At 67.5% G+C, this 19,268-nt stretch carries 20 protein-coding genes; 15 read left to right on the forward strand and 5 right to left on the reverse strand.

Annotated features, from left to right (window positions below):
* Nucleotides 1-262: 262 nt before the first annotated feature.
* The 3 genes from DX912_RS04085 (at nucleotide 263) to DX912_RS04095 (ending at nucleotide 2,677) form a co-directional block, all read left to right on the forward strand.
* On the forward strand, nucleotides 263-688 hold the full coding sequence (locus DX912_RS04085; protein WP_220340759.1) for a hypothetical protein: 426 nt from the start codon (nucleotides 263-265) through the stop codon (nucleotides 686-688).
* A gap of 110 nt (nucleotides 689-798) precedes the next feature.
* A complete protein-coding gene (locus DX912_RS04090; RefSeq protein ID WP_115841204.1) occupies nucleotides 799-1,311 on the forward strand; it encodes an HIT family protein in 513 nt (170 codons plus the stop codon).
* Between the two features lie 112 nt (nucleotides 1,312-1,423).
* Entirely contained in the window at nucleotides 1,424-2,677 is a 1,254-nt protein-coding gene (locus DX912_RS04095) for a M24 family metallopeptidase (RefSeq protein ID WP_115841205.1), read from the forward strand.
* A gap of 4 nt (nucleotides 2,678-2,681) precedes the next feature.
* Here the strand turns inward: DX912_RS04095 and DX912_RS04100 are convergent, their stop codons facing one another.
* The gene (locus DX912_RS04100) at nucleotides 2,682-3,176 is read right to left on the reverse strand and encodes a lipocalin-like domain-containing protein (protein ID WP_115841206.1); all 495 of its coding nucleotides are present in this window, start codon (nucleotides 3,174-3,176) and stop codon (nucleotides 2,682-2,684) included.
* Between the two features lie 104 nt (nucleotides 3,177-3,280).
* On the opposite strand from DX912_RS04100, the gene DX912_RS04105 reads away from it, so the two are divergent.
* The 3 genes from DX912_RS04105 to DX912_RS04115 all read left to right on the forward strand — a co-directional run bounded on the left by DX912_RS04105 (nucleotide 3,281) and on the right by DX912_RS04115 (nucleotide 4,944).
* Entirely contained in the window at nucleotides 3,281-4,126 is an 846-nt protein-coding gene (locus tag DX912_RS04105; protein ID WP_115841484.1) for a LysR family transcriptional regulator, read from the forward strand.
* Nucleotides 4,127-4,198: 72 nt separating this feature from the next.
* Complete coding sequence (locus DX912_RS04110; protein WP_115841207.1) at nucleotides 4,199-4,609, forward strand: hypothetical protein; 411 nt, start codon at nucleotides 4,199-4,201, stop codon at nucleotides 4,607-4,609.
* On the forward strand, nucleotides 4,606-4,944 hold the full coding sequence (locus tag DX912_RS04115) for a YnfA family protein (RefSeq protein ID WP_115841208.1): 339 nt from the start codon (nucleotides 4,606-4,608) through the stop codon (nucleotides 4,942-4,944). Before DX912_RS04110 ends, DX912_RS04115 begins: the two co-directional genes overlap by 4 nt.
* Before the next feature lie 12 nt (nucleotides 4,945-4,956).
* On the opposite strand, the gene DX912_RS04120 is transcribed toward DX912_RS04115, so the two are convergent.
* Entirely contained in the window at nucleotides 4,957-5,235 is a 279-nt protein-coding gene (locus DX912_RS04120) for a hypothetical protein (protein WP_115841209.1), read from the reverse strand.
* Nucleotides 5,236-5,407: 172 nt separating this feature from the next.
* On the opposite strand from DX912_RS04120, the gene DX912_RS04125 reads away from it, so the two are divergent.
* Complete coding sequence (locus tag DX912_RS04125; RefSeq protein ID WP_115841210.1) at nucleotides 5,408-5,740, forward strand: hypothetical protein; 333 nt, start codon at nucleotides 5,408-5,410, stop codon at nucleotides 5,738-5,740.
* 3 nt (nucleotides 5,741-5,743) lie between these two features.
* Here the strand turns inward: DX912_RS04125 and DX912_RS04130 are convergent, their stop codons facing one another.
* Nucleotides 5,744-6,262, reverse strand: coding sequence for a cupin domain-containing protein (locus DX912_RS04130; protein ID WP_115841211.1), 519 nt, complete (start codon nucleotides 6,260-6,262; stop codon nucleotides 5,744-5,746).
* 228 nt (nucleotides 6,263-6,490) lie between these two features.
* Here DX912_RS04130 and DX912_RS04135 point away from each other — a divergent pair, with 228 nt between their 5' ends.
* The 4 genes from DX912_RS04135 (at nucleotide 6,491) to xylA (ending at nucleotide 10,746) form a co-directional block, all read left to right on the forward strand.
* Nucleotides 6,491-7,333, forward strand: coding sequence for a peptidoglycan DD-metalloendopeptidase family protein (locus DX912_RS04135; protein ID WP_233433468.1), 843 nt, complete (start codon nucleotides 6,491-6,493; stop codon nucleotides 7,331-7,333).
* A 30-nt stretch (nucleotides 7,334-7,363) separates the two neighbouring features.
* Nucleotides 7,364-7,534 carry a hypothetical protein gene (locus tag DX912_RS18310; RefSeq protein WP_181902699.1) on the forward strand — a complete coding sequence of 57 codons (171 nt, stop codon included), beginning with the start codon at nucleotides 7,364-7,366 and terminating at the stop codon, nucleotides 7,532-7,534.
* A 308-nt stretch (nucleotides 7,535-7,842) separates the two neighbouring features.
* The gene (gene xylB, locus DX912_RS04140) at nucleotides 7,843-9,366 is read left to right on the forward strand and encodes a xylulokinase (protein ID WP_115841213.1); all 1,524 of its coding nucleotides are present in this window, start codon (nucleotides 7,843-7,845) and stop codon (nucleotides 9,364-9,366) included.
* 48 nt (nucleotides 9,367-9,414) lie between these two features.
* Complete coding sequence (gene xylA, locus DX912_RS04145) at nucleotides 9,415-10,746, forward strand: xylose isomerase (RefSeq protein WP_115841214.1); 1,332 nt, start codon at nucleotides 9,415-9,417, stop codon at nucleotides 10,744-10,746.
* Nucleotides 10,747-10,799: 53 nt separating this feature from the next.
* Here the strand turns inward: xylA and DX912_RS18315 are convergent, their stop codons facing one another.
* Nucleotides 10,800-11,093: a hypothetical protein gene (locus DX912_RS18315; protein ID WP_181902721.1), complete on the reverse strand. Its 294-nt coding sequence runs from the start codon at nucleotides 11,091-11,093 to the stop codon at nucleotides 10,800-10,802.
* On the opposite strand from DX912_RS18315, the gene DX912_RS04150 reads away from it, so the two are divergent.
* On the forward strand, nucleotides 11,008-12,438 hold the full coding sequence (locus DX912_RS04150) for a sugar porter family MFS transporter (protein WP_115841215.1): 1,431 nt from the start codon (nucleotides 11,008-11,010) through the stop codon (nucleotides 12,436-12,438). The genes DX912_RS18315 and DX912_RS04150 overlap by 86 nt on opposite strands.
* A 75-nt stretch (nucleotides 12,439-12,513) precedes the next feature.
* On the opposite strand, the gene DX912_RS04155 is transcribed toward DX912_RS04150, so the two are convergent.
* Nucleotides 12,514-13,590 carry a LacI family DNA-binding transcriptional regulator gene (locus DX912_RS04155; protein WP_233433470.1) on the reverse strand — a complete coding sequence of 359 codons (1,077 nt, stop codon included), beginning with the start codon at nucleotides 13,588-13,590 and terminating at the stop codon, nucleotides 12,514-12,516.
* A gap of 89 nt (nucleotides 13,591-13,679) precedes the next feature.
* On the opposite strand from DX912_RS04155, the gene DX912_RS04160 reads away from it, so the two are divergent.
* Genes DX912_RS04160 through manD form a run of 3 tightly spaced genes read left to right on the forward strand, consistent with a single transcriptional unit; the run spans nucleotide 13,680 to nucleotide 19,159 of the window.
* A complete protein-coding gene (locus DX912_RS04160) occupies nucleotides 13,680-15,902 on the forward strand; it encodes an alpha-glucuronidase family glycosyl hydrolase (protein ID WP_115841217.1) in 2,223 nt (740 codons plus the stop codon).
* A gap of 3 nt (nucleotides 15,903-15,905) precedes the next feature.
* Complete coding sequence (locus tag DX912_RS04165) at nucleotides 15,906-17,909, forward strand: sialate O-acetylesterase (RefSeq protein ID WP_115841218.1); 2,004 nt, start codon at nucleotides 15,906-15,908, stop codon at nucleotides 17,907-17,909.
* A complete protein-coding gene (manD, locus tag DX912_RS04170; protein WP_115841219.1) occupies nucleotides 17,906-19,159 on the forward strand; it encodes a D-mannonate dehydratase ManD in 1,254 nt (417 codons plus the stop codon). The genes DX912_RS04165 and manD overlap by 4 nt, the downstream gene beginning before the upstream one ends.
* Nucleotides 19,160-19,268 lie beyond the last annotated feature (109 nt).

Below are 19,268 nucleotides of genomic sequence, written 5' to 3' on the forward strand. Positions count from 1 at the left end.
TCAGAATTTCGCTCTCAACGCTTATGTCTATGGAACGGCTTGAAGCGGAGGCCTTTCTTGGCTCACGCCTACTTCTCCTAGTGCCAAGCGCTCGGCGAGCCATTTACGATGCCTAGCGTTCTGCGCCGCATGTCCGCTTCTGGCCGATAGCGGACATCGGCCCCGCGGGCGCACGGCCGATGATAATCTCCACCTACGACTCGAAGCGGACATGCTCTTTCGGCTTCTGCTTCCCGCTATCCTCGAATATCCCGGGAAGATCATGGCCAGATTTTTCGCTCTTGAACCGGAAGTCGCCGGCGGCTGGGGCGATGACACCGAGGTCGACGTCACGGTTCACCCGCCTGTAGTGAAGTCACTTCACTACGCCTTCAACGGGTGGCTCGGTGACGAACTACTGGAATCGTTTCCGATCTTTCTGGTGTCGGAAGCGCTCGGCCACGCAATGAATGTGGCGAGCCTCACCGGATTCGTGTTGGCGCCCGTAAAGGTAAGCCTTACCGAGGAGTACCTGGAGATGCAGCCGGAAGTCGAGCTGCCGCCGTTCGTTTGGCTCCAGGTGACGGGCGTCGCTGGCGAGTCCGACATCGGCCTTTCGCCGAAACATCTGCTAGTGGCTTCCGAGCGCGCGATGGATGTCCTGAGAGCCCATGCCGTGAATCACTGCACCGTTGCGGCATGGCAATGATCGACCTGAGTGCGGTCCAGGACGCCGGCAGAGCTAGCGAGCTAATGTCCGCTCCTGGCCGATAGCGGCCCCTCGACCCTCACCCATCTCGACTCCACCGGAGACACCAGATGATCGAGCTCCCCGTCCGAGACCCATGCGACCTGTGCGAAGTGGCGGGGCGCGAAGACCGGTGGGCGATCATCGAGGAAGGCGAGCACACGCTGACGGTCATCAACCCGTGGCAGTTCGAAGTGGGGCAGTGCTGCGTCATCACGCGTCGGCACGTCGCGACGTTGCTGGATCTCTCGGCCGAGGAATGCGCGACGGTGCTGGGCGCGGCGAAGCGGGTCGCGGAGGCGCTCGTCCGGAGTTACCGGCCGCTTGGCATCCTCACGTTCCAGAACAACGGGGTGTACAGCGGACAGGAAACCCCGCACTTCCACTTCCACGTCGTGCCGCGGCAGAACGGCAGCGACTGGGGGATCGGTCCGCCGCAACTGGCGACGTTCGATGGCGCCGGACGCAAGGCAGGCACTGCGCATGATCCGAGCGGCGATGCGCGACGTCGCGAACGCGTCCAGGTATCGGCCGCCCAACTTGCCGCCACCGCGGCCCTCATCCGATCGAACCTGCCGAACTGACGGCGGCGAACCTGCTGGTCTGTCCGCGGCGAGGACTGCCTAACGCCGCACCGCTTCGCCTCGCCACCCGCGGCATACTTGCGAACATCGCCCAGCACCCACCGGAGGCTTCATGCGTCGTCGCGATTTCCTCAGTGCCGCGGTCGCCTCCTGCGGCGCGCTCATGCTTCCCGCCGGGTTGGCGCTGGCGGCGCCGGCGGGCGTGGCCGGCCTGACGTCGCTCACGGTCGGCACGAAGCCGATCCCGCCCGAAGAGCGCATCGCGCGCATCGCCAAGCTGCAGCGGCTGATGGTCGAGCAGGAGATCGGCGCGCTGATCGTCGAGTCGGGTTCGAGCCTGGATTACTTCACCGGCGTGCAGTGGCATCGCTCCGAACGCACGACGGCCGCGGTGATTCCGGCGCGTGGCGACGTTGTCATCGTGACGCCGGCGTTCGAGGAACCGTCGATTCGCGAGACGCTGGCCGTCAGCGGCGACGTGCGTCCATGGAACGAACACGAAAGCCCGTTCGACCTCATCGTCGGCGCGCTGCGCGACCGCGGGGTGAAATCGGGTGCGATCGCCTTCGAATCCACCACGCGCTTGTTCATCGTCGATGGCGTGCGCGAGGCGAGCGCCGGCGCTTACCGTATCGTGTCGGGCGACGCGCTGGTGAAGGCCGTGCGGCTCATCAAGTCGCCGGCCGAACTCGCGCTGATGCAGGCGGCCAACAACGTCACGCTCGCGGCGCTGCGCTACGTGCACGACAACGTGCGCATCGGCATGCGGCCGGAGGAGCTCGGCGCGATGATCGATGCCGCCACCGCGGCGCTCGGCGGCGAGCCGGGCTTCGCGCTCGTGCTGCTCAACGAGGCCAGTGCGTATCCGCACGGTTCCAAGCAACCGCAGACCGTGCGCGAGGGCTCGGTCATCCTGATGGACGTGGGCTGCACGGTGCACGGCTACCAGTCGGACATTTCGCGCACGTGGGTGATGGGCAAGCCGACGGCGAAGCAGCGCAAGGTCTGGGACACCGTCAAGCGCGGGCAGGAACTCGCCCTCGCCACCGCGAAGCCGGGCGTCCCGGTGGGCGCGATCGACGACGCCGTGCGCGCCATGTACGAAAAGGAAGGCTGGGGCCCCGGCTATCGCCTGCCGGGCCTGTCGCACCGCACCGGCCACGGCATCGGCCTGGACGGCCACGAGCCGCCGTACCTCGTGCACGGCGACGCCACGCCGCTCGCGCCCGGCATGTGCTTCTCCGACGAGCCGGGCGTCTATATCCCCGGCGAATTCGGCATCCGCATGGAAGACTGCTGGTACATGACCGAAACGGGGCCGAAGCTGTTCACGCAGTTGGCGAAGTCGATCGACGATCCGATCTGACGACTCAGTCGACGCGCCGCCACACCGACACGGGCACGCTGCCGTCCGGGCGCGGCGGCACCTTGTAGCGCAGCTCGGCGCCGTCGAGCGTGTATTCGCGTTTCTGCGTCGTGCCTTCCCAGTTCGGGAAGGACGAACCCTCGATCGAGAAAACGAGCAGCCCGGCCGATGGGTCGATCGAAATCGCGCCGTAATGCGTGCTGCTGCCCATCACGGCCGAGCGCATTTCGTCGACGCCGCCTTCGGCCTTGTTGTCGGTGGCGAAGCGCGCGCGCTCTGACTTGAAGATCTGCAGCGAATAGCGCCCCTGCGCGTCGACGATGAGCCTGCCTTTGGGCTTCTCGCCGTAATCGCGCGCGGTGGTGCCGTCCGGCAGGAGCTTGTCTGCGGCGACCAGTGTCCAGGTGCCTTGCAGCGGGAAGGCGAGCGGCGCCGGATGCGCATCGCGCGCAGCCAGTCCCGCGAGCATGGCGACGAGTGCGCCGGTGAGCAGTTTCATGACGATGTGACCTCGTGGTCGGGAGCGAACCCCCACGATCCTAGGCCGCTTGATGGATTCGAAAAATCCATCTAGAACGATATCTGCCATTACGGAATCGAATGATGCCCACCAAGGCGATGGACGTGGATGCCGTGCGTGCGTTTCTGCTGGCGGCCGACCTGCAGAGCTTCACGCGTGCGGCCGAAGTGCTGGACACCACGCAGTCCGCCGTGAGCCTCAAGCTGCGCAAGCTGGAGGAACAGCTTGGGCGTCGCCTGCTGGAACGCACGCCGCGCCACGTGCGCCTGTCGGCCGAAGGTGTGGCGTTCCTCGGCATGGCGCGCGAACTGGTGAACTCGCACGATCGCGCCGCCGCCGCGTTCAACACCGAACAGCGGCGACTGGCGATCGGCATCAACCAGCAGCTGGTCGGAAGCGAACTTCCGTCCCTGCTCAAGCGCATGCGCGATCACGATCCGAACCTGCAGGTCGAAATGCGCATCGGCGGCACGCAGGAGCTGATGCGCAGCCAGGCGCAGGGCGAACTCGATGCCGTGCTCGTGCTGCGCCCCGACGATCGCGGCAAGCGGGGCAGGGTGGTGTTCGCCGAGCCGTTCGCATGGTTCGCGGCGGTCGGCTGGGAGCCGCGCGCCGGACAGCCGTTGCCGCTGGCGACGCAGGGCGAATCGTGCCGCGTCCGCACGCAGGCCGTGCGCGCGCTCGATCGCGCCGGCATCGAATGGCGCGAAGTCTTCGTCGGGAAAGGCGCCGCGATCCTCGGCGCCGCTGCGGTCGCCGGGCTCGCGGTGGCGCTGCTGGCACGACGCGCCGCGCCGGCGGGGACGGTCGATGTCGGCGGCGTGCTGTCGCTGCCGTCGATCCGCGCGCAGGACGTGATGCTCTACACCAACCTCAGCGACCGCCGCACGCGCGAGGCGCTTCGCGTGCTGACGCTGGCGTTCCAGTGAGCGCCTTTCCCGCGGGGCCGGTCGCCGGGTAATCTCGCGAACACCTCAGCCAGCGCCGGGTGGCGGATCGACATGGAGTTCAATCCCTACCTTCCGCCGCGTGCGTCGGTCGATGGTCCGCCGCCCGTCAGCGCCAGGCTCGGCCGGCTGTACCGCGCGGTGAACAACGTCTATGCAGCCGTACTGATCGTCGCCACTGCCCTCCTGATCACGACTGGCCCTATCCCGCTGGATCGCCGGACCGCCAGCGTCGCGCTGTACTTCGGTGCCCCGGTTGCCTGCTACTTCGTGCTGCGATGGGCCACACCGGTCGTCGCGCGAAGGTGGCTCGCCGGTTACGGCGCGTACGCGGTGTATCTGACAGGCGTCTTCGTGTGGAACATGAGCTCATCCAATCCGGACGTGGGCATCGGCGCGCTGATACTGGGGATCAACCTGATCGCGCTGCTGGCGGCCCTCGTGCAGGTGTCGAGGTTCCGATGATCCGCACCACCGCCGTCTACATCGCCGCCGCCTTCGCCGAGATCGCCGGCTGCTTCGGTTTCTGGGCGTGGTTGCGCCTGGGGAAGACCGCTTGGCTGGTGCCTCTCGCGATGCTGTCGCTGGCGACGTTCGCGTGGCTGCTCACGCTGGTCGAAAGCAGCGCGGCGGGCCGTGCGTACGCGGCCTATGGCGGCGTCTACATCGCCGCGTCGCTGCTCTGGCTGTGGCAGGTGGAAGGCGTGAAGCCGGATCGCTGGGACGTCATCGGCAGCGTCGTGTGCCTGATCGGCGCGGCGATCATCGTGTTCGCGCCGCGTGCGCCCGCCGTCGCGTGATGCACGCGGCCGCTATTCGGCCGCGATCAGGTCCACCCACGTGATCCAGTCGTCGGTGCGCGAGTGGAACGGCTCGACGAGCGTACGCGCGCTGTCCACGGGCAGGCCGTTCTCGAAGCCCGCATCGGCCAGGCGCTGCTCGAGCTCGGCGGCGATGCGCTGGAACGCATCCTTCAGCTGGGCGCGATTGGGATGCGTGACGATCATCGCGCGCAGCAGGCATTCCATCGCCAGGATCTGCGCCGAATGCAGCACGACGGCGCTTTCCAGTGCTGTGATCTGTTTCTTCACGAGGTCTCCTCGGTCGTCGCGACGAACGTAGCGTTCTCGATGTGAATGGATCGCGAGAGAAACGATGCATTCGTGAAACGTGGAAGAGGTCGTCGCGTGCGTCGTTCATCGCTCACCGCGACATGACGCGCGTGCGGGTATCGCTTGCACGCCAATAGCGAATGCCTGCGCCATGCCCGTCCTGATCACGCCCGACCAGCGCTACATCGTCGTCCGCGGTCGCCTGTGGCGCGCGGCGAATCCGTCGCTCGAGCCCGCCGAACGCGATGCGCTGACGCGGCGCCTGATGAACGCGCGCCGCGAGGTCGCCGCTGCACGCCGCGTTGGCGACGATGAACGCCTGGCGCGGGCGCGCGGCGAGGTGGACGCGGCGAAGGTCGCGCTCGGTGAGCGCGGCGCGGTCTGGTGGACCGATGGCGCGCCGGATCTCAACCGCAAGCTGGTGAAGAACACGCCGTACGCGAAGTGGTTCGACGGCGTCGCCCAACCCGCTGCGGTGCGATGACGCTCAGGGCTCGTCTTCCCACGCCGTGGCCGAGTCGAACAGCGTCGGCTTAAGCGGCGTGTCGTCGGCGAACTTCAGGTTCAGGCGCGGCATGTCTTCGGCGGGGTCGAAGGCCGTCGTCGGGGACGATGCCGGCACCACCAGCGGCTTGCCTTTCTCGACGACGTACGTCGCCAGCTCCGCGCTGCGGCCGCTGCTGACGTTCACGACCTCGTGGTTCACGCCGTACGGGATGAACAACACGTCGCCCTGCTTCAATGTCACCGGCGCGCGGCCCTCCAGGCGGTATTCGAGCGCGCCTTCGGTCACGTAGATGATTTCCTCGCCGTGATGGTGATGGTTGGCGGCGACGACGCCGGGATCGAGCGCGACCAGCACCTGCACGACTTCTCGGCCGGGGACGGACAGTGTTTCGCGTTGCAGGTCGGTGCGGTGCACGCCCGACGCCTGCGCCTGCGCGAGGACGGGCAGGGCGGCGAGCGTGGCGAGCAGTGCGGCGGCGATGGGGCGGGACGGCTTCATGGCGGCTTCCTCGTGGGGGTGTGGCCATTCGAACGCCGTGGCGTATCGGCACTGTGTCGGCGCCCGCGGCCATTTGTATCGGCGTGTACGACGCGGGCTTCCCTGCCGATTCGCGACGTCGCCGCAACGCGAACATTGCGCGTACCGCGCCGCGCGACGGCTGGATAACCTCGCCGCCCCGCTCACGGGCGCCTCCGCGCCGGCATGGGCTTCTCCGGGCAGGTCGCCGTGCGTCGTTCCGCAATCCTCGTGGTGTCTTCGGGCGCATTCCTCTGCGCGTGCACGCCGGCGACGGTGAAGGTGTGGCCATCGTCGGGCTCGGCGATGTCGTCGAACGATGGCGCGTACGTGGTGCAGGCCGGCGATTCGCTGTACGGCATCGCCTCGCGCAACGGCGTGCGCGCGGTCGACCTGGCGCAGGCGAACGGCATCGCCGAGCCGTTCGTGATCCATCCGGGGGATCGATTGCGCCTGCCTTCGGCGACCTACTCGAATGCGCCGGCCGTGCGCGCGCCTTCCGTGCAGGCGGTGCGGACGGAACCGTTGCCGGAAGCCGGGCCCGTGACGAAACCCGTTTCGAAATCGACTGCACCGAACAACGTCGCGAAGACGACGGCATCGGCGGGGACGACTTCCACGGCGACGACATCGAAAGTGGCCGCGGCCAGCGCAGTCACGACAAAACCCACCAGCGCGGCGGCGACAAGCTGGCGATGGCCCGCCAGCGGCACGGTCGTCAACGCACCCGCGCGCAGCGATGCGACGCCGTACGCGCTCGACATCGCCGGCGCCGCCGGAAGTCCCGTGCGCGCGGCCGCGGCCGGCAAAGTCCTGTACTCGGGCGAGGGTTCGCCGGGTTACGAGCAGCTGATCGTGATCGAACACGCCGGCGGCTGGGTGTCGAGCTACGCGCACAACCGCAAGCGGCTGGTCGGCGAAGGACAGAGCGTCGCCGCCGGTGCGCAGATCGCGGAGATGGGCCACGTCGGCGCGGGCCGCGACATGGTGCATTTCGAACTCCGGCGCGGCGGGCAGCTCGTCGATCCGCGCACCGTCCTTCCCCCGCGCTGACATGGCGCATCAACCGAAAGGAACGATCCGATGGGCCTGACGCCCCCGAGTTTCCCGATGTTCTTCCTCGCCACGCTCGCCGGTGGCGCCGGACTGGCCGCGCGCCTGGGTTTCCTGGGCCTGCCGATGCCGTTCGCCTTCGTGCTGGTCGCGGTGGCTTTCGTGCTGCTGTGGATCGCCTGCGTTTTCCGCGGTTTGTGAGCCGCCATTGGTAGCGCTACCGGCGCAAGTCACGCCGGTGCGCTGCCCGCGCCGCCGGGGAGGGCGGTGACGGGGCAGACGACGAGCCGTCGCTGAACGGGGCGGCCGTCACACCTTTGCGGCTGGGCCGAATCGTTGCCGCGCAAGGCTTTCCGCAGTGCAGCAAGGCTTTTTTCTCATCGCTGTTAGAGTGCATCCCACCTACGGGATCCCTGCTTCAAGTCCATGCCACAGCTGGTCGTCGTTTCCAGTGCGGTTTTCTCCTGCCGCAAAATTGTTAGCGCTAACTTTTCTGGAGCCGGACGCGCATGAGCGCAGCAGCACCGCTGTTCATCGGTCTCGACGTCGGCACGCAGAGCGTCAAGCTCGTCGCGTACGACCCCGCCTCGCGCCGCATCGTCGCCACGCACGGCCAGCCGCTGGAGCTGATCGCCGGTAACGACGGCAGCCGCGAACAGCACGCGCAGTGGTGGATCGACGCCATTGCCGCCTGTTTCGGCAAACTCGATCCCGCCCAGCGCGCCGCCGTCGCCGCGATCGGCGTGTCCGGCCAGCAGCATGGCTTCGTGCCGCTGGATGCGGACGGCAACGTGCTCGCGCCGGCCAAGCTCTGGAACGACACCAGCACCAGCGGCGAGTGCGACGAGATCATGTCGGCCGCCGGCGGCGAGGCGAACTGCGTGACGCTGGCGGGCAATCCGATCCTCGCCGGCTACACCGCCTCGAAGCTGCCGTGGACGCGCAAGCATCGTCCCGAGGTCTACGCGAAGCTCGCGACGATCCTGCTGCCGCACGACTACGTGAACTTCTGGCTCACCGGCCAGCGCTGGATGGAATACGGCGATGCGTCGGGCACGGGCTGGCTCGACGTGCGCACGCGCACCTGGTCGCGCGAGATGCTCGCGGCGACCGACGCCGACACGAACCTGGCCGATTTCCTGCCGCCGCTGGTGCAGGCCGACGCGAGCTTCGCCATCGCCCCGGGCATCGCCGACCAGCTCGGCCTGCCGCGCGACGTGATCGTCGCGGCCGGTGGTGGCGACAACATGATGGCCGCCATCGGCACCGGCAACGTCGCGCCGGGCGTGCTGACGATGAGCCTGGGCACGTCGGGCACGCTGTTCGCGTGTTCGGACACGCCGGTCGTCGACGAGAACGCCGGCTGGGCCGCGTTCTGTTCGTCCACCGGCGGCTGGTTGCCGCTGATCTGCACGATGAACACCACCGTCGCCACCGAGAACGTGGCCAAGCTGTTCGGCTTTTCCAGCCGCGATGGCGAATCGGTGCTGGAAGGCACGAAGCCCGGCGCCGACGGCCTGGTGATGCTGCCGTTCTTCAACGGCGAGCGCACGCCGAACCTGCCCGACGCACGCGCGAGCCTGCACGGCATGGACATGGGCAACCTCACGCGCGGCAACGTCTATCGCGCCGCGATGGAAGGCGCGACCTACGCGCTGCGCAACGGCTTCGATGCGCTGCGTGCGGCCGGCATGAGCTTCGATTGGATCCGCCTCACCGGCGGCGGCAGCCACAGCGCGACGTGGCGGCAGATGGTCGCCGACGTGTTCGACCTGCCCGTGCAGGTGCCCGAACAGGCCGAAGGCGCGGCGTTCGGCGGCGCGTTGCAGGCGCTGTGGGCGTTCGAACGCGCCAACGGCCGCGATACGACAATCGCCGCCATCGCGCGCGACCACGTGCGCGTGGACGCCTCCACCGCGGCGCGCCCGAATCCCGACGCCGTCGCCGCGTATGCCACGCACTACCAGAGCTTCCTGACCTTCCTCGATTCGGCGCAAAGGCTTTATGCGCCGCATCCCGACCCCGCGCGCTGACCTCACTCACGCCGCGCACCCCTCCACCGACCAAAGCGACTCCCGAACATGAGCAACCATTTCATCGGCGCCAAGGAATATTTCCCCGGCATTGGCCGCATCCCGTTCGAGGGACGCGATTCCGACAACCCGCTGGCCTTCAAGGTCTATGACGCCAAGAAGAAGATCGGCGGCAAGACCATGGAAGAGCACCTGAAGTTCGCCGTCTGCTACTGGCACACCTTCACCAACGCCGGCCACGATCCGTTCGGCCCGGGCACGCGCAAATTCCCGTGGGAAGGCGCGACGCCCATGCAGACGGCCGAGAACAAGGTCGATGCCGCGTTCGAATTCATCACCAAGCTCGGCGTGCCGTACTACTGCTTCCACGACGTCGACCTGGCGCCGGATGCGGAGGACATCGGCGAGTACGAGAAGAACCTCAAGCACATGGTCGCGCTCGCCAAGCAGCGCCAGAACGACACCGGCGTGAAGCTGCTGTGGGGCACGGCGAACCTGTTCTCGCACCCGCGCTACATGAACGGTGCCTCGACCAACCCGGACTTCAACGTCGTCGCGCGCGCCGCGGTGCAGGTGAAGGCCGCGCTGGACGCCACCGTCGAGCTCGGCGGCGAGCACTACGTGTTCTGGGGCGGCCGCGAAGGCTACGCGAGCCTGGTCAACACCAACATGAAGCGCGAGGTCGAACACTTTGCCCGCTTCCTGACGATGGCGCGCGACTACGGCCGCAGCATCGGCTTCAAGGGCTACTACCTCATCGAGCCCAAGCCGATGGAGCCGATGAAGCACCAGTACGACTTCGACAGCGCCACCGTCGCCGGCTTCCTGCGCGAGCACGGCCTGCACAAGGACTTCAAGCTCAACATCGAGGCCAACCACGCCACGCTGTCTGGCCACACCTTCGAGCACGACCTGCAGGTGGCGTCCGACCACGACCTGCTCGGCAGCATCGACGCGAACCGCGGCAACGCGCAGAACGGCTGGGATACCGACCAGTTCCCGACCGATCTGTACGACACCGTCGGCGCGATGATGGTCGTGCTGCGCCAGGGCGGCCTGGTGGGCGGCCTGAACTTCGACGCCAAGGCGCGCCGCGAGTCGACCGACATGGAAGACCTGTTCATCGCGCACGTCGGCGGCATGGACGCATTCGCACGCGGCCTGGAAGTGGCGCACGCGCTGCTGAACGATTCGCCGTGGGAAACCTGGCGCAAGGAGCGTTACGCCAGCTTCGACGGCGGCGCGGGCCAGGACTTCGAACGCGGCAAGCTCGGCCTGGCCGACCTGCGCGAGCTGGCCGTGAAGAACGGCGAGCCCAGGCAGATCAGCGGCAAGCAGGAGCGCTACGAGAACCTGCTCAACCAGTACCTGCTGCGTTAACGGGGATTTGCGGATTCGGGAACCCGGGACCTGTCATTCGTCCCGGGTAAGCGTTACAAAGCCGTCATTCCCGCCACGGCGGGAATGCATGCGCCGGATGCATCACCGCTGCGCGACAGCGTGACGCATGCGAAAGGTGGTACGGCTCCAGACAAGGTGCAGCGCGTGAGGGGAAGCCCGCGTTCGTGCCGGTCGAGCGTCGATGCGTGACGGTTCCATCTTCCCGAACCCAAACCCGACTCCTTCAGACGAGATACGCGAATGAACAGCGCCACGCTCGAAGGTTCCAGATCCGCAAGCGCGGAAAACACCCGTTTCATCGTTCTTGTCAGTTGCGTGGCCACCATCGGTGGCTTCCTGTTCGGTTTCGACAGTGGCGTGATCAACGGCACCGTCGACGGCCTGCAGCAGGCGTTCCAGTCGACCAAGGCCGGCCTCGGCTTCGAAGTCGCCTCGATGCTGCTGGGCTGCGCGATCGGCGCCTTCTTCGCCGGCCGTCTCGCCGACCGCTGGGGACGCCGTTCGGTGCTCATCATTTCTGCCGTGCTGTTCCTGATTTCGGCGCTGGGTTCCGGCGCAGCCACGAGTTCGGTAATGTTCGTCATCGCGCGCGTGATCGGCGGCTTCGCCGTCGGCGCGGCCAGCGTGATGTCGCCGGCGTACATCGCCGAAGTGGCGTCCGCGCGCTATCGCGGGCGCCTGGCGACGGTGCAGCAGATCGCGATCATCGGCGGCCTGTTCTGCGCGTTCCTCAGCAACTTCCTGCTGGCCAAGACGGCCGGCGCATCCACGCAGCCGTTGTGGCTCGGCCACGAGGCGTGGCGCTGGATGTTCTGGATGATGGCGTTCCCGTCGGCGTTGTTCCTGGTGCTGCTGCTCACCATTCCGGAAAGCCCGCGCTACCTCGTGGTGAAGAAGCGCAAGGACGACGCGCTCGCCGTGCTCACCAAGCTCTATGGCGCCGGTGAAGCGCAGACCAAGCTTGCCGAGATCGATGCCTCGCTGTCGGTCGACCACCATCGCCCGCAGCTGTCGGACCTGATCAACAAGACCACCGGCAAGATCCGCCCGATCGTGTGGATCGGCATTGGCCTTGCGACCTTCCAGCAGCTGGTCGGCATCAACGTCGTGTTCTATTACGGCGCGGTGCTGTGGCAGGCGGTCGGCTTCTCCGAAAGCGACGCGCTGCTGATCAACGTGCTGTCCGGCGCGCTCAGCATCGGCGCATGCCTGGTGACGGTGCTGCTGATCGACAGGATCGGCCGCAAGCCGCTGCTGTGGATCGGCTCGGTCGGCATGGCGATATCGCTGGCGCTGATGACCTTCGCCTTCGCCACCGCGTCGCTCGACGCCGCCGGCAAGCTGGTGCTGTCCGACGGCATGGGCACGCTGGCGCTGATCGCGGCGAACGTCTACGTGATCTTCTTCAACGCCTCGTGGGGCCCGGTGATGTGGGTCATGCTCGGCGAGATGTTCCCGAACCAGATCCGCGGCTCGGGCCTGGCCGTGGCCGGCGCCGCGCAGTGGACCAGCAACTTCGCCATCACCGTGACCTTCCCGATCCTGCTGGCCGGCATCGGGCTGGCCGGCGCCTACGGCATCTACACCGTGGCGGCGATCGTGTCGGTGTTCTTTGTCCTGAAGTACGTCTACGAGACCAAGGGCAAGGAACTGGAGCAGATGGAAGGCTGACCGATGGCGCGCCCGGACGGCTCCCTTCGGAGGAGCTTCAATCGGAGGGTTCGGGCGCGCTTTCTTCCGTCGCTGCTATGCGTTCGTCGTGGCGCTGGCCGGCGAGGGCGGCGCCACCGAATCGCGCCTGCACAGCTGGTGCGCGACGACGTGGTCGACCACCACGCGCGTGGACTTGTCCTTGCGACGAATGCCGCGCAGCAGGATGTCGATGGCCGAATCGGCCATCGAGGCGATGGGCTGGTGGATCGTGGTGAGTTCCGGCCACACGGTCGTCGCGGCGGACGTATCGTCGAAACCGACCACCGACAGATCGCGCGGCACGTCGAGTCCGCGGCGATGCGCCACCGACACCACGGCGGCGGCCATGTCGTCGTTGCTGGCGAAGATCGCCGTCGGCGGCTTCTTGTGCGCGAGCAGTTTCTCGGCCGCTTCCAGGCCCGAGCGGTACGTGAAGTAACCCTGCTGCACGAGCGCGCTGTCGATCTCGAGCCCGGCCTGCGCGAACGCCGCCTGGAAACCTTCGTAACGACGCGCACTTGCCGTCTGGTTCGGATGGCCCTTGATGTAGCCGATGCGCGTGTGGCCGAGCGAGATCAGATGCGCGGTGATTTCCTCGCTCGCGCGGAAGTCGTCGATGCGTACGCAGGAGATTTCCTGGCTGAAGCGGCCCGACGCGATCGCGACCACCGGCACGCCGGCCGACAGGAATTCCGACACCACCGCCTTCGACTCGCACAGCGGCGGCGGCAGGATCACGCCGGCGACGGACTTGCTCATTTCGCGCGCGGCCGCGCGCTGCGCGTCGGCGTTGTAGGTGTCCCAGCTTTCGATCATCAGCTGCGCCGCGGTGCGCGCCGCGCCGCGCAGCGCGCCGACCAGCAGCTCGCGAAGGTACGCGGAGCTGGGGTTGGTGTAGATCATCGCCACGCGCGTGTGCTGCGCGGCAGCGAGCGAACTGGCGGCGAGGTTGGGCGTGTAGCCCAGTTCCTTCACCGCGCGCATCACGCGTTCGCGGGTGCTGTCACGAACCTTGCCCTGGCCGTTGACCACGCGCGAGACGGTCATCGGCGAGACGCTCGCCAGCACCGCCACTTCATCGATGGTCACGGCGGCGCCCTTGCGTCGCAGCGACTTCTTCGGCTTCTCCAACGTTCGTTCCTTCTGTCGGCCTGCGGTCGCACCGTGCGGCGAACGCCTTGTCTTTCGTTCAACCAGGATTGCGCATGAGAGCTTTGCACATGGTACGGGCATCCCGCACGCCCGGCGACAGCGTACACGCCGCCCGGCAGCAGACCGGTTTCCTCGCCCTTGCCTTGCTCCTGCTCGCAGCCCTGCTGCTCCCGCGCCCGGCGCTGGCCGAGGACGGCTACGACCTGTGGCTGCGCTATCGGCCGATTCCCGAATCCGAGGCCGCGCCGTATCGCGCCCGCATCGCGCAGCTGGTCGCGCCGGCCACCACGCCGAGCCAGCAGGCCACGCGTGACGAACTGGTGCGCGGCCTGGGCGGTCTGCTCGGCACGCCGCCGCCGCTCGCCGATGCGGCCGGCGTGGAAGGCGCGCTGATCGTCGGCACGCCCGCCTCGTCGAAACAGATCGCACGCTTGGGTCTGGCGACGAAGGACCTCGGCCGCGAGGGCTATCGCATCCGCAGTGTCGAGATCGACGGCCGCGACGCGACGGTGATCGCCGCCAACACCGATGCCGGCGCGATGCACGGCGCCTTCCATTTCCTGCGCCTGCTGCAGACGCGCCAGCCGATGGCATCGCTCGACATCCGCGAAGCCCCGCGCACGCAGCTGCGCATGCTCAACCACTGGGACAACCTCACGCGCCACGTCGAACGCGGCTATGCCGGCGAATCGATCTGGGACTGGCACAAGCTCCCCGACTACCTCAGTCCGCGCTACACCGACTACGCGCGCGCCAACGCGTCCATCGGCATCAACGCCACGGTGCTCAACAACGTCAACGCGAGCGCGCAGCAGCTCACGCCGATGTACATCGAGAAGGCCGCGGCGCTGGCGAACGTGTTCCGCCCCTACGGCATCCGCGTATTCCTGAGCGCGCGTTTCAGCGCACCGGTGGAGATCGGCGGTTTGAAGACGGCCGATCCGCTCGACCCGCAGGTGCGCGCGTGGTGGAAGGCGAAGGCCGACGACATCTACAAGGCGATTCCCGACTTCGGCGGCTTCCTGGTGAAGGCCAATTCCGAAGGCCAGCCCGGTCCGCAGGATTACGGCCGCACGCACGCCGACGGCGCGAACATGATGGCCGACGCGGTGAAGCCGCACGGCGGCATCGTGATCTGGCGCGCGTTCGTGTACTCGCACGAGACGCCCGACGATCGCGCCAAGCAGGCGTACAACGAATTCGTTCCGCTCGACGGCAAGTTCCGCGGCAACGTGATGGTGCAGGTGAAGAACGGCGCCATCGACTTCCAGCCGCGCGAGCCGTTCCATCCGCTGTTCGGCGCGATGCCGAAGACGCCGCTGATGATGGAATTCCAGATCACCAAGGAATACCTCGGCTTCGCGACGCATCTGGCGTACCTCGGCCCGATGTTCGAGGAAACGCTGCGCGCCGACACCTACGCGCGCGGCAAGGGCTCGACGGTGGCAAAGGTCATCGACGGCGAGCTGCATCGCGGCACGCTGTTCAAGAGCGGCCTCACCGGCATGGCGGGCGTCGCCAATATCGGCAGCGATCGCAACTGGAGCGGCTCGCACTTCGACCAGGCCAACTGGTACGTGTTCGGCCGCCTTGCATGGAATCCCGAGCTGTCCTCGCGCGATATCGCCGAGGAGTGGACGCGCATGACCTTCTCCAACGACGCCGCCGTCGTCCAGCCCATCGTCGCGATGATGATGGGCTCGCGAGAAGCCGTCGTGGACTACATGACGCCGCTCGGCCTGCATCACCTGATGGGCCGCAGCCATCACTACGGGCCGGGTCCGTGGGTCGAAGGCGGCCCGCGCGCGGACTGGACCAGCGTGTATTACCACCGCGCGACGAAGGACGGCATCGGCTTCGATCGCACCACGCGCGGCTCCGATGCGGTGTCGCAATACGCGAAGCCCGTCGCCGCGCAGTTCGACGATCCGGCGAAAACGCCGGAAGAGTTCCTGCTTTGGTTCCACCATCTGCCCTGGGATTACACGACGAAGTCGGGCCGTACGCTGTGGGATGAACTCGTCGTGCATTACTCGCGCGGCGTCGATGCCGTCGCGGACATGCGCAGGACCTGGGACGGGCTGTCGGGAAAGATCGACCCGGAGCGCCACGCGCAGGTCGCGACGTTCCTGTCGATCCAGCAGAAGGAAGCGCAGTGGTGGCGCGACGCCAGCATCGCGTACTTCCAGACGTTCTCGCAGCGGCCGCTGCCCGAAGGCTACGCGCCGCCGGCGCATCCGCTGGACTACTACGAGTCGCTCGAATTTCCGTTCGCCCCGGGGAATGGCTGAACCATGCTGACCTGCACGCCTCGCATCCGAAATCTCTCGCGCGCGCTGCTCGGCGCCGCCGCGCTGTCTGCTGCCTTCATCGCGAACGCCGCCGACGGCACGCTGCTGCACACGATGTTCCAGGACCATGCCGTACTCCAGCGCGAGCAGCCGATCCGCGTCTTCGGCCGCGCGAACGCCGGCGAGCAGGTGAAGCTCAGCTTCGCCGGCAAGCGCGCCACAGCGCGTGCCGATGGCGACGGCAACTGGAGCACGACGCTGCCGGCGATGAAGGCCGGTGGCCCCTACACGCTCGTCGCGACAGCGGGCAGCACGACGCAGAACGTCGCCGACGTGATGGTTGGCGACGTGTGGCTGTGTTCCGGGCAGTCGAACATGGAGCTGCAGGTGTGGCGTGCGCTCGACGCGCGCGCGGAGATCGCCGGCGCGAACAACGACCGCATCCGCCTGCTCACCGTGCCGCAGAACGGCGCGGTCACGCCGCAGGCGACCTTCGCCACGCCGGTGAAGTGGACGACCACGACGCCTGACACCATCCGCGATTTCTCCGCCGCCTGTTACTACTTCGCGCGCGAACTGCAGAAGACCGTCGACGTGCCGATGGGGCTGGTCAACGCGGCATGGGGCGGTTCGCGCATCCAAGCCTGGACCAGCGGCGACGCGTTGCGCGCGACGAAGCTCTACGACGCCGAACTCGATGTGCTCGCGCAGTACGCGAACGACGAGGCCGGCGGCCTCGCGAGCTGGGGCGACGTGTGGGCGCGCTGGTGGAATGCGCGCGCCGACGCCAAGCCCGGCGACGAACCGTGGCGCCGCGATTTCACGCCGGGCAAGGACTGGCGCACCGCACCGCGCGAGCTCGGCGCATGGGAGCGCTGGGGCGTGCCGGAACTGGCCGCGTTCGACGGCATGCTGTGGTATCGCACGACGGTCAAGCTCACCGCACAGCAGGCCGCGCAGGGCGCGACGCTCGCGCTCGCACCCGCCGATGAAGTCGACATGACGTGGGTCAACGGCGTCGCCGTCGGCAGCACCTACGGCGCCGGCAGCGGTCGCGAGTACGCGCTGCCGAGCGGACTGCTGAAGGAAGGCGAGAACGTCGTCGTCGTCAACGTGCTCGATACGTACCGCGAAGGCGGCTTGTCGGGCCCGGCGTCGGCGAATGCATTGCGTTTCAAGGATGGCTCCACCGTCGTCCTGTCGAATCCGTGGAAGTACCGCAAGGTCGACGGAAACGACACGCCGCCGCGCGCGCCGTGGCAGACGGCCGCGGGGCTTTCCACGCTCTACAACGGCATGATCGCGCCGCTGGGCCGCTACAACGTGCGCGGCATGCTCTGGTACCAGGGCGAGTCGAACACGTTCGAAGGCGCGCGCTATCGCGACCTGCTGCGCACGCTGCGCGAGGACTGGCGTTCGCGCTTCGGCGCGAAAACGCCGCTGCTGATCGTGCAGTTGGCGAACTACGGCATGCCGAAGGCGCAGCCGGCCGAGAGTGGCTGGGCCGAACTGCGCGAATCGCAACGCCAGGTCGCCAACGATGATGCAAACAGCGGGCTCGCCGTCGCCATCGATATCGGCGACCACTACGACATCCATCCGTCGAACAAGCAGGAACTCGGCCGGCGCCTCGCGCGCGTCGCGCGCCATGTCGTGTACGGCGAGGCGCTGCCGCCGTCCGGCCCCGTGCCGCGCTCGGCGCGCCGCGTTGCCGACGGCGTCGTCGTGACCTTCGCCGACAACACCGGCGAACTCGTCGGCATCGGCGCGAACGGCCCCATCGGCTTCGAGCTGTGCGGCGCGCAGAAGGACAGCTGCCGCTACGCCGACGCGAAGGCATCCGGCAACACCGTTACCTTGCGCGCGCCGAACGCGCACGAGGCCACGCGCGTCCGCTACTGCTGGGCCGACGGCCCGACCTGCACGCTCTTCGACGGCGCGAACCTTCCCGCCGGTCCCTTCGAACTCGCCCTTCCCACCGCCTCCACCGACGATCACGCACGATGAACACCGCAACTATCGAAACCCGCCACGGCTCCACGCGCGATCGCGAGATCGTCGACGCGAAGGTCATCGTGACCTGCCCGGGCCGCAACTTCGTCACGCTCAAGATCACCACGCGTTCGGGCCTTACCGGCCTGGGCGATGCCACGCTCAACGGTCGCGAACTCGCGGTCGCTTCGTACCTCACCGACCACGTCGTGCCGAACCTCATCGGCCGCGACGCCGGCCGCATCGAGGACATGTGGCAGTTCCTGCATCGCGGCGCGTACTGGCGCCGCGGCCCCGTCACGATGACCGCCATCGCCGCGGTGGACGTCGCGCTGTGGGACATCCTCGGCAAGATGGCCGGCCTGCCGCTGTACCAGCTGCTCGGCGGCCGCTCGCGCGAAGGCGCGCTGGTGTACGGCCACGCGAACGGTCGCGACATCGAGGAAGCGACCGACGAAGTCGGCAAGTACATCGAGAAAGGCTTCCTCGCCGTGCGCGCGCAATGCGGCGTGCCGGGCGTGAAGAAGGCGTACGGCATCTCCGTCGGCGGCAAGCCGTACGAACCGGCCGAAAGCGAACTACCGGCGGAAACCGTCTGGAACACGCCGAAGTACCTCAACATCGTGCCGAAGCTGTTCGAGCGCCTGCGCGCCGACCACGGTCCCGACGTCGAACTGCTGCACGACGTGCACCATCGCCTGACGCCCATCGAAGCGGCGCGACTGGCGCGCGACCTCGAACCGTTCCGCCTGTTCTGGCTGGAAGACGCGACGCCCGCGGAAAACCAGAAGGGCTTCGAACTGATCCGCAAGCATTCGGTCACCGCGCTCGCGGTGGGCGAGGTGTTCAACTCGATCTGGGACTGCAAGCACCTCATCGAGAACCAGCTGATCGACTACATCCGCACCACCATCGTGCACGGCGGCGGCATCACGCACGTGCGCCGCATCGCCGACTTCGCCGCGCTGCACGCGGTGCGGACCGGCTTCCATGGCGCGACGGATCTTTCGCCGGTGTGCATGGGCGCCGCGCTGCACTTCGACACGTGGGTGCCGAACTTCGGCATCCAGGAGTGGATGTTCCATTCGGATGAAACCAACGAGGTCTTCCCGCATGACTACGTCTTCCGCAACGGACGCCTGCACGTCGGCGACACCCCTGGCCACGGCGTCGACATCGACGAGAAGCTTGCCGCCAGATTCCCCTATGCGCCCAAGCAGCTGCCGATCGCGCGGCTGGAAGATGGCGCGATGTGGGATTGGTGATGGCATGAACACCTGCCGCCGCATCCTCGCGAAGCTGTCATCCCCGCGCAGGCGGGGATCCAACGTTGCTCGCGTCACGGCCTTCGAAGGACGGAGTGTCGTCGGACAG

The sequence above is a fragment of the Lysobacter soli genome, from assembly GCF_003382285.1.
Lineage (GTDB): Bacteria > Pseudomonadota > Gammaproteobacteria > Xanthomonadales > Xanthomonadaceae > Lysobacter_J > Lysobacter_J soli.